Genomic DNA, 16,488 nt, shown 5'->3' with positions numbered 1-16,488 from the left:
GGGGTGTCTCAAAAGCCATGAAATGGCTGCTTGAGACACCCCCTTTGAGTTGGAGATACGTTAGCTCGTGGTGAAGACGCCCTGCGAACGGACCAGACTTGCCGATCCACAGCTGGAACATAGGCTGTCCGCCTCATTTCCAAACCGAACGTTTACTTTCAACACATCTTCCCCCAAAAAATGGTTATGAAGCTATCGATTCCAGCCGGAGGTTAAACCGTTTCGGCAGAAAAGTCCTATGTCCAAAGTCCGTACGCAGCCAGCAAAGAAAGGCTCACGCCTGCCTCATTACCTCAGCGAGCAGCTCATACATCCGGCATTTATGTCCAAAATCCGGCGATACCGTAGCCAGCATAATCTCATCGGCATTGTACCGGTCCGCCAGCCGGATCAGCTGACGCTTCATCCGTTCCGGGCCGCCGACAAGCATCCGTCCGCGTCCGGCCGCCATGATCTGCCGCTGCTCCGGCGTATACTCTCTGGCAGCGACATTCTCGATGGACGGAACCCTCAGCAGTCCGCCGCCTTCCCGGATGTTCAGCAGATAATCGTCGAACACGCCGGCCAGCTTCTCCGCCTGCTCGTCCGTCTCCCCGCAGACGGCAAAAGCGGACACCAGCACCTGCGGTTTCCCGCCTGGAGCTGCGGGAACAAATTGCTCCCGGTATGCCTTCACGGCCTCAGGTCCCCCTTGCCCGCTGATGAAATGACCGAACGCGAGGCCCATCCCGTGCCGCGCGGCAATTTCAGCGCTGCCGGAGCTGGAGCCCAGCAGCCATAAGTCCGGCGGCTCCGTTGGAACCGGCCTTGGCAAGGGCTGCTCGCCGGAGCGGCGGACATAACCGGTCAGCCGGGCAATCTGATCCGGATAGAGCCGGAACGAGCCGCTGCGCCCGTCCAGCAGCACCCGCGATACATCCGCCGGGCCTCCGGTAGAGCGGCCAACGCCGAGGTCGATCCGCCCCGGGTAAAGGGCGGCCAGCACCGCGAAGCTTTCGGCCACCTTGAACGGGCTGTGCATCGGCAGCATGACGCCGCCGGATCCGGTCCGGATCCGGTGGGTGCCGGTAGCAATAGCCCCAGCGAGAATTTCCGGCGCAGAGCCTGCAAGCACATTGTTGCCGTGATGCTCTGATACCCAATACCGGTGGTACCCCCACCCCTCCGCAAGCCGGGCCAGCCGGACGGAATGAGCTAAAGCCTGTTCGGGAGTCTCCCCTTCGGCAATTTCCGAATAATCCAGGATCGACAACTTCATCTATGATACCTCCTATGACAACAGGCGCCTTCTTTCCGACGCCGGTGCTCACTGATTTCTATTCATTCCTGTTTAGTTTATCCATGTTATGCCCAGGCGTCCAATGGAGGAATAGAATGCCGTCAGGCCACGCCCTTTAAATACGTTTAGCGGTTATTCCCCCTGCCCCGTGATTCATGCCGCCAAAGACGAAAAAAGACGCCCCCTGCGACGCCAGCACAGGAATCATCTTCTGTTAATACACAGCCTTCCTTTCCGTATTACATTTTTCCGCAGCGGGACTATTCTGCCTGCACCTTCAGATTAGTGAGAATTCCCTCAAACCACCCTGCTGCATAATAATTGTGAATCGCCTTTTCGGATAAAGATGTACTTTCTTGTCGTTGGGTTTCAACAAGAACAGATTTCGTTAAAGCAAAAAAAGCCGCATGATAAGCGGCTATTAAGCGTGTATGTTCTTGTGTCTTACAAAATAGCACTGCCGAATCGTTGCTTGGCTGCGTCCTTTTCGGTCGAAGTACGATCGTGCTAGATGCTTAGCTGTCGTGTTCAGGATGGGTATGCCCGGGACAGCTCTAACATCACCACCTAGCAAACGTTATTCAAAAAAAGTTTCCCGCGAGAAATTCACTGCTGCACTTTCTCATCGTTTTAAGTACTACCCTTGAAAACTGGATACGAAACAAATCTGTATTTTAGCCCCTGCTTTATTCTTCCAGGTGAATTTGGATAATCCCAGGACCAATTAGTACCTGTTAATTTCATGCATTGTTACTTCTACCTCTGGCCTGTCATCCTCGACTCCCTGCTATGCTCCCGGAGTCAAACAGTTGATTCTCTTCATGCCGTTACCGGTGATGCTATGAAGGGTTCACAAAGTTAAATCACTGTTTTTTCTTCTATGACCATGATGCCGACAGAGCTGAAGTCAATGAACTTCTTTTCGTCCGGTTGAACTTTTTGCAGGTAGTTGTCCGATGTAAAGAACGCGTCATGTTCGGTCCAACTGTCGAACCAGATTTCAGTAAGCCCATCATACGCTGGTTGCGGATAGCCCTCGGCGGCAACCGGGTGAGACACCACATATTTCCGGACACATAGAGTCTTTATTCTGCACACAAGTCTATTTCTTGAAGTTAAATTGTATGCAATATATACTGAACTGCCATTTTCACTGGCAGTTCCTTTTGTCTAATTTTAGTTTGAACAAACTCCCTCGAAACTTTGCCTTGTTGCTCGATATTCATTTCGAAGAAGCCTCTGTACTGTATCGGTGGCTTCTTCATCTTTTGGTTTAATTGTACAGATTCGTCTATATACTTCTCAACAATGAAGCTGTCTCAAAGAGAGTTTTGTTAAGTTCCTTTCCATTTGTTGCATTAACGTTCTTAGAATCAAACGGTCTGCCTCAGAAATAGACTGAAGCAATTGGTTTTGCTGTTCCCTCCATTTTTCATCAACTGGTATTTCTAGTTCTTTTCCTTTTTCGGTTAGATATAGTTACTACAGAATTGCTTGTTACTCGGTGTGTATCCATCCGGCGTAACCTATTGAATCGGGTCGGTGGTTTCAATGAACGGTTTGTACTCTATGGGCTTGAAGACTGGGATCTGGGTTACAGGCTGCATCGTTTGAAAGTGCCCTTCTACTGTATGAAAGAGGTCGTAGGTTATCATCAGGAACATCCCACTCATTTCCGAGGGGAAGTGCTCAATACAGAGAATCTAAAAATCATGCTCGAAACCTATGGATTCAATGATTCCGCACTCAATTTATTCTGCGTTGTACCACCATCAGCTGACCTCGAAACCTACAAAAAAACGCTGCGAATCTTGCGCAGAGGCTTCCGGTCCAGAACAACACGTTCTTCCGCACGATTGTTAAAAAAAACATTACGGATTGCCGCCAAACACTTCATGCTGCAAACAGATGTGGAAGCATATAAAAAATCTCTCGCAAGAATACAGAGAAAAGCAAAAGGCAGAAAAAGTCGGGTGGCTCGCGTTTTACAGGATATGGCGCAGAGGTCTGAAAAACTGGTGGAGTAGTTAGCTGTATCAATAACTTAAGCATACTACTCCTGCTCCAATTGCATTCACTTTTTTTATACAACAAAAAGCCCCTATCTACATCTTTAACCTGCGCTTCCTTTGTGATATCTCAGGGAATTTATTTTAAGATTTACTAGTCCAATACCAATGATAATCAGAACAAGTCCCACCACCATCTTCGTAGTAATCGTTTCTCCCAAAAAGATAACGCTTATCACTATTGCAATGAGTGGAACCAGAAAATTGTATGATCCGATTTTCCCAGCTTCACCCGATCTGACAAGCAAAAAGAAAACGAGCCAGGTTAGGGCCGTACAGAAGATCGCAATAATCGATAACGTCGTGATGAATTGCTGATTCCATATGATATCAGTCCAGGTTTCAACGGTTGTCCCTGCACTTAACAAAACAATTCCACCAAAGATCATCTGAAGAGTAGTCAACCAGATTGCATCGACTTTAGTAGATGTTTTCTTCATATAAATCGTACCGAATGTCCAAGTAATGGTGCTGGCTAAACCAAGTATGATACCCAGGATGGAAATTTGGCTAGAGCCATCATTTATGCTAATCACAGCAACGCCTATGAAGCCTAGAATAAGACCAACGATTTTGAAACTGTTCATGGATTCACCTAACCACAACCATGCTCCGATTCCAAGTAAAACGGGTTGCATAAATACGATCGTTGAAAATAAACCAGCAGGCATCAAATTCAGTCCAAACGTTTGGAAACCAAAAAAGAGAATAATATTTAACAATGCGGAGATCAGGTAAATATGCCAAGTATCTTTCAAATTAATGTATTTATAACGTGGTAAAGCGAACAGAAGCAAAATAAAACCACCAATCGTGATCCTCAAACCGGCGAAGAGCAATGGTGTTGCAAATTCGAGCGCATATTTAGATAGCGGCCAATTCACCCCCCACATCGCTACTAAAAACGTTAAAAGCAAAAAAGTATGTGTCTTTGAAAGCTGCATGAATGATCAGGCTCCTTTGTATAATGATGTTTACTTATGGTACAATGCTCTGAAAAATAAATAAAATGCATTATTATTATTAAGGAGATATCAAATTTGTTATGAATATTTCTCAACTTAACTTGTTTGTGAAGATCGTTGAGACGGGTAGCTTTACCAAAGCTGGAGAACTACTGCATATGTCGCAGCCTGCTGTAAGCCGTGCCATCTCTACACTCGAATCAGAGTTAGGAGTTACTCTCCTGATACGGGAACGAAGAAATGGGGTTATTCACCTTACCGATATTGGTACGCGTCTGCTTGTCATGTTCAGAGAGATTTTAAATGGAGTTAATAAGGTTGAGCAGGAGGTTACTGCTGAAAAAGGGTTTGAAGTTGGCACCATTCGTGTTGGTGTATTCCCAATGGTGTCCGCGCACTTCTTGCCAAAAATAATGCGAATTATTGGGGAGAAACATCCGGGGCTGGCATTCGAACTGTTTGAAGGAACCATCGAAGAGATTAAACATGGGCTGGAATCCAGAATAATCGATGTCGGATGGATTATTCCGCCATGTAATGAACTCGAAACGATTCCTTTCTTTCGTGATGAATTATGTCTGGTTCATCGGGATGACCATCCATTGCAAAGTCGTGAAACCATTCATATCACAGATTTAGATAATGAGCCTATGATTGTGTGTCAAGGTGGTTTTGTAACGCCGATTATTGAGATATTCAAAGAATTCGGAACCACTTTGTACGCCAAATATAATGGCCACAACATAAACACGGCGTTGAGTATGATTCAAGAAGGGCTTGGCGTCTCAATTGTTTCAAGAACTTCTTTGTCACTATCATCAATACCGCCCAATGTGCGCATCCGGACAATTGATCCGCAACCCGTTAGAGAGATTCACCTAGCTGTTCCTTCGTTGAAGGAGTCATCGCACGGGGTGAAGCTCTTCCTTCGGACCGCTAGAAAGTTGTATTTATCTGAGAGTCAGATCCACTAGTATATTTTATTTACGTATTATAGACATTCTCAACACATCCCATCAATCACACCCCTTCATTTCGTTCGTTCAGTTTGAGATTCCAGAACTTTATATAGAGCCAAGCTTATAATTTATTTTATCCAGGTTTATCTTTATAAAAGGGTCTACACTTAAAAAGTGTTTACTGGACAGAAGGCTTGGATTCTTCCGGTTCATCTTTTAGATCGGCAACCTTTATCACCGGGTATGTTTGTACCGCACGGTCCAAAGTCTGCTTCTCCATCAGTTTTCCATCCAAGACAACTGCGGAGACGCTTGTCGTGTTTCGAATGTCCTCCAGCGGGTTCTTGTCGAGCAGCACGAGATCGGCGAGCTTTCCTTTTTCTACAGTGCCCAGTTCCTGCTCTCTCTCCAAATATCGCGCCGGATTCAGCGTTGCCGCCTGTAAAGCCTGTAGCGGGGTGAGGCCGCTCTTAACTAGCAACTCCAGCTCATCATGCAGAGAAATACCGTATATAAAGTTAGTCATTTCGAAACTGGAATCACTACCTGCAAGCATAGGCACGCCGGCATCATTCAATTTTTTGACCATGCCTGGCGTTAGGGAATTGATGGCCTCCATTAATTCCGTTTGTTCCGGAGGAGTGGCACGAATCACTTCAGCCCATTGCTTCTGCACGGCCGTCGGTACGTATTTGGACCGCTGATCGATTTCGGTTTTGGCCATATTCAAATAGGTAACAACGGTCGGTACAGGCCAGACTCCCTTTTCTTTAAATTTGCGAAAAAGCTTGTTGGCCTTAACAGAATCATAGGATTCAGACGCCTCGATCTCCGCCAACGAATAACCGAGCAAATCGCTCATGTCGGCATTCTTGAAAATATCGTCTTCAATGCTTGAAGTGGCAATAAACAAACCGTGCAGATGTTCTATGCTCTTGAATCCGAGTTGAATGCCTTCAGTGGCCCGTACCTCAACCGGCAAATGGCCCACTACCGGCAAACCGTACTTTTGGGCTTCATCTATGACCGCCAGAAACAGAGGGCGAGGCAACCAGGAGTATACCTTGATATGATCCGCTCCATGTGCAACGTTAAGACGTACGGCTTCCCGTGCCTGTTCCTCTGTGTTTAAATAAAACATGTGAGGAGCCTCATCAGCCGGACCTCCATTTAAAGTAGACCCCGCGTAGACAAGACGTGGGGCAGGCATACCGGCACGTATACTTGTTTTCCATATATCGACGTTCTTCAAAGATGCTCCCATCTCTCTTATCCCGGTCACTCCGTTTGCAAGAAACAACGGGAAAGCGGCTTTATAGTTATCTTCCACATGGACATGCATATCCCACAAACCGGGAATGACATATTGGCCTGTAGCATCCCGTACTTGCGCATAATCTGGAGTAGCCGTTTGCTTGCTGTTTCCAATATAACTGATCTTGTTATCCTTTATGATAATGGTTTGATCATTGCTTAACTTTCCAGATCTTACATCCACGATCGTTGCATGCTCAAGCACCAGCGTCTGCTTAGTCACAGGCTCAATGCTTGCATATCCAGTATCTGTACCTCCCGTTAATGCAATCAATAATGCCAATATCCCTAACAGGGACTTTCTGAAGCTGCGTATTTCTTTCTTTAAACTCATCCTTATCCTCCTCGTAAAATAAATCATATCAACCGATATAATTTGATTATAGAGTTCGGATCCTGCTTTTTTATTAATTCATTCTTACAAAAAGCTTACACTCTTGCACGAAGCTTAAGGGTTTTGTAAGAATCGAGTAATAAAAATGAAGGCTTTCCCCTTTATAATATAGATAAAATAACTGCAAGGGACTGTACATAGAGGAGAGCAAAAGTAATGACATTTTTTGTACGTAGTATTAACGTCACCAGAGAACTGCGGAAGGGGGATGGAGTCGTTGCTTAAACTGATCTCGATGGAACTAAAGAAGTACCGGTTCGCCCGTTATATCGGCTATGCCGCCATGGCTAACCTGGCGATCCTTCTGTTCCTGACGATGATAGGTATTACCGATTATGGGGCACAGGATTACGCTTTTGCCACTTACTCGGAGTCGTTCATGCTAATCGATACTTTTGTCAGGGCAACCTTCATGATATTTGCTGGGGCGCTGCTCTCAACTATGATTGTTGGGGAATACAGAAACAAAACGCTCGGCGTGCTCTTCACATATCCAATCAAACGCCGCAAGTTTATCGCTGCCAAATTGGTCATCATCTTCGTCTTTACATCCGGAATGATCCTGCTCACCGACGTGCTTATGGGTTCCGTTATGTTTGCCATGGATGGCTTCTATCCCTTCATTGGGGATTCGCTGACGATGGAACAAGCTGGGATGCTATTGCTCGAGTACACCTTTAGCTCGCTGTCTGCTGCCGCAATGTCCCTTATTCCTTTGTTATTCGGGATGCACAAAAATTCGGTTACGGCCACTATGGTTACCTCCATCCTGCTAACGATCATCGTATGCTCCGGAGTTAATGGACCGCTGGTATCCATTAACTCCTTCATTGCGATCCATTTGTCGCTTGGAGCCGCCGGATTGTTGATTGCCTTACTATCAATGCTTCGTCTTGAGATGAAGGACGTGTAATGATTTGATGTTTATTTAATATGATATCTCGGAAACGTTATATGAATTTCATTCGGATCTACAATACATGTCGATAAGTGTCGATATGGTATTAATACATATTAATTTATGCAACAAATTGATGAGTTGAAAACAACATGAAAAACTCCAGCCATTCGTGCCGTTAATTACTCAATAGAGACCACCACTTCTACTTAGATGTTTTCTAATCGGAAATGGGAACATGTTCTTGTCCTTTTCGGCAAAGGAACCAAGTTCTTGTCCTCCGCTTGGGACATTAACTTGGTTCCGTAAATCAAAAAAGCCGCTAAAATAGCGACTTTGAATGGAACAATGTTCTTGTCCCTCGAAATATGTCTAATATAACTATCCCAATTGATTTTGATCAGCTCGGATATGTTCTTCTCATCTTCACAATAAGAATATTAATCATGTTACAGTTCACGTTTATCCAAATCCCTTTATAGTAAAAGGCGGGCGGACCCGTGTTCCTTTTCCCCAACTTCAGCTTGGTCGGGTGTGTCATTTGCAGTTGCTTAACAAGCATTATAGTATTACACATGACTGAATTCTTGCAACCAACCGTGCTTAGTGAACAACTCCCAAGCCCGCGATGGGGTGAAATTATTATATGCGTTAACGCAACAATCTAACGAGACCTTTCCACATCTTGAAGTTTTGGAACCTGATTGACAAATTTCCCGTTAAAAAATGATCAAACCCAGCATATATCATGTCATCGTCCAACATTAACGATCTTCCTGATCCATGTAGGCTCACTCGTCGCCGCCCGCACAAGGCAGTCGGCACAGTCTGCAAAGGGCAGCGCCTGGAGTGGAGCGATACGAGCTAATGGACCTGCTGTATATTTTAGAGTGCCCTCCGCGTATTTAAGCACTGACGCTCGTACAATGACCCAGTCCAGGTCACTCCGTATTACCGCATGCTCGGCAATCCCCTTATCCTCAATCGCCTTCCAAAAGATGCGGCGCATCATGCCTACCATCCACCGATTAACGGTGGAAAGTTCTTTTCCATCGCTTAAATTAATGCCGCTCTGCATGACTAGGCGCTTAACTCCAGCACGCTGACAGGCCGCAAGAATATTCGGGATTCCTTCCGACATGACGGTACCCGGTGAGAAGTTTGCAGCCATGACATTCTTTGCTGCCATAATATTATTCATATCCGGTGAGAGGTTACTCGGCGGGCCTATGCAACTGATTACGGCCTCAGTACCGGCAATGGCTTTGGCTATACTCGACGCGTCGAATACATCCCCCAGCCGGGTACTGAGCCGTTTTGCGGGAGCGATGACTTCCGGCCGGCGAGCCACGGCTACAACCTCATGTCCCTGCTCAAGTGCCCGCTCCGTCACTTTCCTTCCAGTTCCCCCTGTGGCTCCAATAATCGCAATTTTCATGGAAATGTTCTCCTTCGATTGGTGATCATGATTAACTCCATCCCCGTATATTCATAAAATGCACATTAGTATATTAAGGAACGACTATGTATAATTATATACAGAAATAAACAGTCTACAATTCTTAAAAAGACAGGTTCCGTGCATTAGTTCACAGATCCTTTGGAATTGTGAATTTATTATTAGGAAAGCTGGTGATCCTCAAGTGTTAAAGATGGATCGAAGGATCCGCAAATCCCAAGAAGCAATAAAAAAGGCTGTTATTGAACTGATGATTGAAAAAGAATTTGATCAAATTACGATACAAGATATCTCCGACAGAGCGGATGTTAGCCGAAGAACTATCTATCTTCACTACACGGACAAATTTGACCTTCTGGATAAGCTCATCGAGGAACACATTGACAATATACGGGAACTCTGCGATTCGTCAGACGATGATACAGATTATAGAGATGCGGTATTGCTATGGTTCGAGTATTTCGAGGGTCATTCATTATTCTTCTCCGCATTGCTAGCGAGTAAAGGGAGCCCATTTTTCCGCAATCGATTCCTTGAGTTTTTCCTCCAAGAATTAGAGAAAGAGAACAACAGTAAGCCCGAAAGGAGCAATCAAGGATTAACTGACGGTGCGAATGTTGACATCCAGTTTTTGGGGGCTGCTATCGTAGGGGTAGTGGAATGGTGGTTTAAGAATGGAAAGCCTCTCCATCCTTCCTTAATGGCGTGCCGGTTGGGGGCATTGCTTGAACGGAATCTCGAATTTCTGGAACACAACAAGCATCAGATAGCCCCTGCCCAGTAGTACAGGCAATGGCTGGTAAGATGCTATATGTTCATTATCGCCCATTTTCTCCCCCCAGGAATAGCCTTCGTTTCATTTTATCATTGTGTTAATCTGCCCGTTAGCGTAACGAGAAGCAGCCGGTCCAAAGGCCGGCTACTTCTGTCTGTATTGAGCTATCGTTTCCCGTTAGTTGAATGAATATTTTACTTATATAACTTCCAATCCCCTCTCCTCTAGAAATAATTAAAAGTGGGGCTCGAATATGAATACGTTCTTATTTATGTTGCATTAAGAATGAATTGTCCTTCTTCAGCTCTAATCTCAAATAAGTATTCTGTATCATTAATCAGGCCATCTAAATGCTTGCTGGTCCCAGGAGATACTTGGAATTCCTCAGTAACAATACCTCCTTTTGCATCTTTAACTCTCAATAACACGTTTCGGTCACTATTTGCTCATTAATGATGGCCTTGTGATGACCATGAAAAGGCGGACTCATTATGCCGGTACATTCTTCATTAGATGTTCAGGTTTAAATGTCGAAGCTTTCTATCACTATCATTACCGGTTAGTCATAGACAATGCCCGCCTCTAGAGATCGTCCCTCGATCAAGGTCGGGCATCCTCTTACTTCATTTTGATGTTAGTCGGCGCTATCACGGTATTCCCCATCGCTCATCAGTCGGTAAGCTATATCATTAGTACAGCAACGGATCTTTCTTTTGCTTGCCGGTTACAGTGTCGGGCGTATTTCAAGCTTTGGGCGAACCGGTAAGTACCTTTTAACCATCTTCCTCAGCCTGACCGCGTTTCTGTTGATGTTGCGAACTGTTACCAAAATCCTGACCCGTGTTCCAGATGGAAACCCCATCGTCGCTGAACTGAATTCACCAATTCTTCTTGGTTCTCAAGCCACTCTTCTCATCATTCTCACCATTGGTTTCTGCTTTCTATAATATTCTTTACGACGTTCCAGGCTACCTCCAGAATATTATGAAACAAGTAGGCATGGATCTAACCGAATGTAACGCTATGAACAGCTGGGTCTTGCCCATTCCTTCCACCTTCATGATCGACGAATCTGGAATTATCCGTTCCGCTCATGTGAATCCTGACTTTATCCAGCTAACGTTTCTTCATTAGTTGAACAGTGATTGCTGAAACAGCCGTTTTTAGTTGCTCAAATAACGGGCAGTTTACGACAAAACACAGTGTGTACAACATAATGCATACACTAGCCCTCAACAGCGCGGTTTCACTTAGGCCGCATCTTTTACATTTATCCCCTTTATAACGATAATAAATATATTTTACCCGGGTAATATTGACTTCTTATTTTTACCCGGGTAAAATAACGATAGTATTTAAAGGAGGTTGTACATAGAATGAGAGATGATCAAACGAGCGTTTACTGCACGGCATTTTTGGGTGTGAAAGTCGTCGCCAGCGGTACGTTACAGCACGTTGTTTCTACAGTGAAGGATGCTCTGGGTGACAGAGACCTAACACAGCTGTTTATTTTTGACGATACCACGGGGAAACAGATAGATGTTGATTTTCGTGGGGAGATCAATGACGTACTTTTACGATTAAGAGAACAGTTTGGCGACTTGTCCAGAACCGAATTGAATAACCAACCTACACGGCGAGTCGGTCGGCCTAAACTGGGGGTTGTATCCGGTGAGGTTACGTTATTGCCACGGGATTGGGAATGGCTAAAGAGTCAACCTGGAGGGGCATCGGTAACATTACGAAGACTCGTTGGTGAGGCGCGCCGTGCTGGAGATAAACAGAGTAAGATTCGAGAGTCACAAGAAGCAACGTATAACTTTATGACAGCTATGGCTGGGAACTTTCATCAATATGAAGAAGCTCTGCGCGCACTGTATGCTTATGATCTCGATCGTTTTTATCACTTCATCGATGACTGGGCACCTGATATCAGAAACCATATCAAAAAATTAGCTTCTAATGTATTCCCTGAAGGGGACTTATAAAAGAAAGTATGTGTAGACGTTTAACATTTAACTTGGAACAAAAAGGAGTTTCACTATGACAGAGTTTAAACCTATTCGCTATATCGAGCACACCCTCCCATTTCTCCGTGAAAGCGGAGGTGAGATCATGTTTCTTGGCGATGGCGGGGAGTTTCTTATCAGACCCGAAAGAGTACATGGCCGGTATCGGGCATCGCACTACAGCAATTGAAGAATCATGCCTACTACCTATGACAGAACTTCTGATATCAAAATTAAGGAGGAGAACATTATAATGAACATCCTGAAAGTCAACTACATCGATTTGGCCTATGACAGTTTCGGTAACGAAAATGACGAGGCTATTATCCTAATCGCCGGGCTTGGAACCCAGATGATCCGATGGTCAGATTCGTTTTGTCGTTTATTAGCAGCGAAGGGCTTTCGTGTAATCCGTTTTGATAATCGCGACGTCGGTTGCTCGACGCACTTTAGCCATTATCCGACACTGGATTTCAACGCACTTGCGACTACTCTCATGTCGGGACAGCGGCCAGATATCCCCTATACTCTCGATGACATGTCCAAAGACACTATCGGAATGCTCGACGCCCTATCCATTGATCGAGCTCATTTCGTTGGCAGGTCAATGGGCGGAATGATCGCCCAGATTATAGCCAGTGATTACCCTGAACGGGTTTTATCACTCACATCCATTATGTCCAGTACTGGTAATCCCGCACTTCCGCAAACTTCCCCAGAAGTTATGGCGATGATGACTAAACCGGCGCCGAACCCATTTGAGGATGAAGCAGGATTCTTGGCGCAAAAGCTCTCCTTTTCCAAACTCATCGCCGGCACCGGCTATCCGTTTGAAGAGGATTCTTATCGGGCGCTCATTCTCGAGGAAATCCAACGAGATTACGATCCAGGCAGTGTCGGACGACAAATTGCTGCTATGGCTGTCGCCGGTGACCGTCGTCCGCGGCTTGCGACCATAAAAGTACCCGTACTTGTCATTCATGGGGTGGATGATCCCCTGTTTCACCCAGCATGTGGCAGAGACACGGCTTCTGCCATCCCGGGCGCCGAGCTAATGTTGGTTGACGGCATGGGACACGATTTGCCACACCAACTGTACAAAGTAATCGCCGATGGCATAGAGCGAACGGCTCGTCGTGATTGACACGTCTTCCTTTTCTTTTGGTTTAATTAACCTGCCCGTTAGCTTAACAAAAGCAGCCGATCACGATGATCAGCTGCTTTAATAGCATTATTGAGCTAGTATTCAGTCTACAATGGCTACCAATGGGCAACATTGAACTTATAGGGTTCCAACGTTATTGTTTTTCAAGTCCAATTGTTAAAGCAACATCACATTTCTCTAACCAACACCAATATATCTTACCTATGATAGGACGGTTTGCTTTAACTGAATAACTGAACTTCTTAGTTCTTTCTCTTGTTCTAGGTAAGCACACAACGCTTGAATAACCGACCTCTTTGGATTAGTCTGAGAAATTTCGCTATTCAACAATTGAAAAATCTCATGCAATTCCTTACGGCGTTCAATCCCCCCTTTCCAGACCTCAATGATAGCAATCACTCTGCTGAGCAACTCTTCGGTGATCCGTTTTTTTTCTCCATTCCAGTCATTTGAGCCTGAATGAATAAATGTATCATATGCGCTTTTCCCGAGCAGCCCATTCGAACCTAACTTGGACATGTGGTTGACTAAAGCTTCCATTTTATCAACGATAAACCAAGCTGTATCCTCAATGGACAATAGATTCTCTTCGGAGATGACGCGCTGTAGATAATCTTTAATAAAAGACCGGTAAATAAAGATCAAATCCCAGAGAAACGGCTTAATTCTAGGGCCGTAGACTTCTAAAAGCCATGATCTGTGCCACTCCATCATTCGCTCGCGAACGTGATTCCTCAATTTGCGGAATGTTTCGTACTGCGTAATTGGTAGATCAATGAAATCCACCATAATATGACGATATTCCATGAAATACTGAAAGCGAAATACAATCTGATCCACTAGTCTCTCCTGGGGGCTTCCCTTTCCGATATCTTTCAAACGTTCAGCCCGATCAAAATAAGCCATTTGGCAATGATCGAAAACCTCACACAACAAATCCTCTTTAGAAGGGAAATATTTGTAAACGGAGCCCTTTGCTATGGAACAGTCCTGGGCGATTTCCTGAATGGATGTTCCCAGGTAACCTTTTTCTTTAAACATTTTAGAAGCCGAATAAATGATATCTTGCTTCGTTACGCTCATGCTCAGACATCCCCTCTTGACAACTTTGAACCAATAGTACAAAATTGTGAACACTAAGTCAATGAACAAAAGTTCAATTTTATGAACTTACTATTAAGGATGAACAAATTGAAATTGGAGTGTGACTAACATGAAAGAGCATTTATATCAATTTTCTAAAACGGCTTTAATCGTAATCGACTTGCAGAAATGGATCGGAAACCAGTATGCCCCTCATTCAGCAGAACAAGTTGTCGAACGTGCCGCTGCCATGGTCCAAACTTTCCGTGAGGTTGGTGCCTTCGTTGGACTCGTACGTGTTTCTTCGAAAGATTTCAAAGATATGCCCCATCCGGTGCTGGATCAAGAAACTCCAGCGATCAATCTGGTACCTGGATGGGATGAAATTGTGCCTGAAATTGGAGTCACTACTAACGACCATCTAATTACTAAGCGTCAGTGGGGTGCATTTTACGGGACGGATCTGGATCAGCAGTTACGCCGGAGAGGCATCACTACGATCATACTCTGCGGAATTGCTTCAGGGATTGGGGTTGATACAACTGCGCGAGAAGCATTTGCTCATGGGTATCAGGTGATTTTTGCAATAGACGCAATGACCGGATTCAGCGAGGCAGAACATGAGCACGTAAGCAAAGTCATCTTTCCACGTATCGGCCGAATCCGCACTACCGACGAGATTCTCGCTTGTGCAGCGCTTCAATCATAGATCCACATAAAAGAACTTAATAGATTAGAAGTCCGATAACAAGCACGTATCGGGAATGATACCATGTTAATTTTTACGAAACCATTCTTTCTAAATTAAAGCAAAGGCACGCAACCAGGTATCTTTGCTTTGCATTACTTTTCTAATCTGTTGGCAGGTACAAGATCTTCTCCTTGGCTCGGGACAAGATCTTGTACCGATAAATTAAAAAAGCCGCTAAAATAGCGACTTTCAATGGGCATATGTTCTTGTCCCCCGACAGTTTATCAGTTCCAGAAATACTGCATCTTCTTATACCCGACATCCCATACTTTCAAGTCTCCCTTAATAGTAAGCTTCAGCTCGTTTCCCGGCTCAAGTGGAATCTCGAATAACGACGGGAACAGATCAGGATCAGTACGCTGAAGTTCTCCAGAACTGCTCAAGATCTCCCGGCCATCCAGGGTCATGCTGATGCTTCCGGAATAATTCGTTGGTTCCGGGATGCCGTAATCGAAGGAGAAAATAGTCTGCCCCTCAGACTTATACGTAAACGTTCTGGAATCTCCACCTTCAGCGCCATACATGTTTGAATCGGGCGTCACCTTCTGTCCGTTGATTAGGATGCTGTCCGGCTTGTCTCCGGCGGATGAATGGCCCGAAGTATCCGTCCATTCGTTAATCGCCGTAAAAGGGCCCTCTACTTTTGTTGTTATTTTGTCTACCGCCGCCCCTACTCCCCATAAAGCTATAAAAAGAACCATACCCGATATAGCCGTTGCGACCAGATTGCGCCCGAGGCTGCGGTAACGGAAACCAAGCTTGTATGCCCCAAAACCGAGGACTGCTCCAATAGAATTTTGAAGAGCATCGTTGATATCGAAACTGCCCAGGAATGTAAGGGCCTGGATCGTCTCCAGCACAAGAATCGCTATGAAGAATAGGGTGATGAACCGGACGAAGCTGACTCGGTACAGCCATGGAATCAATATACCGAAAGGAATAAACGCAATAGTGTTCCCGAAACCCACCATACTCATTAGGCTGGGATGCAGAAGTTCGGATGGAGATGGCAAACTAATGAAGTTATCGGGCATAAAAATAAAGGTGTAGCCTGAAGTATGCTCTGAAGCCTCTCCTCTGCCGAAAGCGAAAAACATAAAATAAAGAACAAGCAATGTGTACAATACGGTTATAGTTATTAAAATCTTGCGTTGATTGACCATGGTTAACTCCCCCACTCTATTTTTCCATCTATTACTATAACTTACTTACCCATTTCATGCACTCCTTAGCTTAATTAGAATTGCCAACAGGGGTGAGAACGCCGCCTTGTGGTGTCCCTTCATCGGAGCGTCGCCTTACGTTCCCACGTTCATAGTACACTTTTTGCTTGTGTTATCATTTAGGCAAAGATATTAGCCTAATCGG

The 16,488-nt window shown here is 45.0% G+C and carries 14 protein-coding genes; 7 read left to right on the top strand and 7 right to left on the bottom strand.

Annotated features, from left to right (window positions below):
• Positions 1-274 precede the first annotated feature (274 nt).
• Positions 275-1,258, bottom strand: a complete 984-nt coding sequence (locus MKZ12_RS16660; protein WP_339255610.1) for an LLM class flavin-dependent oxidoreductase — start codon at positions 1,256-1,258, stop codon at positions 275-277.
• Positions 1,259-2,137: 879 nt separating this feature from the next.
• A complete protein-coding gene (locus MKZ12_RS16655; RefSeq protein ID WP_339255608.1) occupies positions 2,138-2,377 on the bottom strand; it encodes an EthD domain-containing protein in 240 nt (79 codons plus the stop codon).
• Positions 2,378-2,769: 392 nt separating this feature from the next.
• Between MKZ12_RS16655 and MKZ12_RS16650 the strand changes: the two genes are divergently transcribed.
• Positions 2,770-3,306: a galactosyltransferase-related protein gene (locus MKZ12_RS16650; RefSeq protein WP_339255605.1), complete on the top strand. Its 537-nt coding sequence runs from the start codon at positions 2,770-2,772 to the stop codon at positions 3,304-3,306.
• 86 nt (positions 3,307-3,392) lie between these two features.
• Here MKZ12_RS16650 and MKZ12_RS16645 read toward each other — a convergent pair whose 3' ends face one another.
• Entirely contained in the window at positions 3,393-4,292 is a 900-nt protein-coding gene (locus MKZ12_RS16645; RefSeq protein ID WP_339255604.1) for a DMT family transporter, read from the bottom strand.
• A gap of 101 nt (positions 4,293-4,393) precedes the next feature.
• Here MKZ12_RS16645 and MKZ12_RS16640 point away from each other — a divergent pair, with 101 nt between their 5' ends.
• Positions 4,394-5,287, top strand: a complete 894-nt coding sequence (locus tag MKZ12_RS16640) for a LysR family transcriptional regulator (RefSeq protein ID WP_339255602.1) — start codon at positions 4,394-4,396, stop codon at positions 5,285-5,287.
• A gap of 163 nt (positions 5,288-5,450) precedes the next feature.
• Here the strand turns inward: MKZ12_RS16640 and MKZ12_RS16635 are convergent, their stop codons facing one another.
• Positions 5,451-6,920: an amidohydrolase family protein gene (locus MKZ12_RS16635; protein ID WP_339255600.1), complete on the bottom strand. Its 1,470-nt coding sequence runs from the start codon at positions 6,918-6,920 to the stop codon at positions 5,451-5,453.
• Positions 6,921-7,197: 277 nt separating this feature from the next.
• Between MKZ12_RS16635 and MKZ12_RS16630 the strand changes: the two genes are divergently transcribed.
• Positions 7,198-7,893 (top strand): ABC transporter permease, encoded by a 696-nt coding sequence (locus tag MKZ12_RS16630; protein ID WP_339255598.1) that lies wholly within the window; start codon positions 7,198-7,200, stop codon positions 7,891-7,893.
• A 736-nt stretch (positions 7,894-8,629) separates the two neighbouring features.
• Here the strand turns inward: MKZ12_RS16630 and MKZ12_RS16625 are convergent.
• Positions 8,630-9,316, bottom strand: a complete 687-nt coding sequence (locus MKZ12_RS16625; protein ID WP_339255596.1) for an NAD(P)-binding oxidoreductase — start codon at positions 9,314-9,316, stop codon at positions 8,630-8,632.
• A gap of 205 nt (positions 9,317-9,521) precedes the next feature.
• On the opposite strand from MKZ12_RS16625, the gene MKZ12_RS16620 reads away from it, so the two are divergent.
• The 3 genes from MKZ12_RS16620 to MKZ12_RS16610 all read left to right on the top strand — a co-directional run bounded on the left by MKZ12_RS16620 (position 9,522) and on the right by MKZ12_RS16610 (position 13,265).
• On the top strand, positions 9,522-10,121 hold the full coding sequence (locus MKZ12_RS16620; RefSeq protein ID WP_339255594.1) for a TetR/AcrR family transcriptional regulator: 600 nt from the start codon (positions 9,522-9,524) through the stop codon (positions 10,119-10,121).
• Between the two features lie 1,367 nt (positions 10,122-11,488).
• Positions 11,489-12,100, top strand: coding sequence for a DUF2239 family protein (locus MKZ12_RS16615; RefSeq protein ID WP_339255592.1), 612 nt, complete (start codon positions 11,489-11,491; stop codon positions 12,098-12,100).
• A gap of 274 nt (positions 12,101-12,374) precedes the next feature.
• Positions 12,375-13,265: an alpha/beta hydrolase gene (locus tag MKZ12_RS16610; protein WP_339255590.1), complete on the top strand. Its 891-nt coding sequence runs from the start codon at positions 12,375-12,377 to the stop codon at positions 13,263-13,265.
• Between the two features lie 222 nt (positions 13,266-13,487).
• Here MKZ12_RS16610 and MKZ12_RS16605 read toward each other — a convergent pair whose 3' ends face one another.
• On the bottom strand, positions 13,488-14,369 hold the full coding sequence (locus tag MKZ12_RS16605) for a TetR/AcrR family transcriptional regulator (protein ID WP_339255589.1): 882 nt from the start codon (positions 14,367-14,369) through the stop codon (positions 13,488-13,490).
• Between the two features lie 130 nt (positions 14,370-14,499).
• On the opposite strand from MKZ12_RS16605, the gene MKZ12_RS16600 reads away from it, so the two are divergent.
• Positions 14,500-15,078 (top strand): isochorismatase family protein, encoded by a 579-nt coding sequence (locus MKZ12_RS16600; RefSeq protein WP_339255587.1) that lies wholly within the window; start codon positions 14,500-14,502, stop codon positions 15,076-15,078.
• Between the two features lie 266 nt (positions 15,079-15,344).
• Here the strand turns inward: MKZ12_RS16600 and MKZ12_RS16595 are convergent, their stop codons facing one another.
• Entirely contained in the window at positions 15,345-16,283 is a 939-nt protein-coding gene (locus tag MKZ12_RS16595; RefSeq protein WP_339255586.1) for a VanZ family protein, read from the bottom strand.
• Between the last annotated feature and the right edge of the window lie 205 nt (positions 16,284-16,488).

It is taken from the genome of Paenibacillus sp. FSL R5-0713 (assembly GCF_037973325.1).
Lineage (GTDB): Bacteria > Bacillota > Bacilli > Paenibacillales > Paenibacillaceae > Paenibacillus.
The sequence above is the reverse complement of the archived record's forward strand: the minus strand, read 5'-3'. Positions and strand labels throughout refer to the sequence as shown.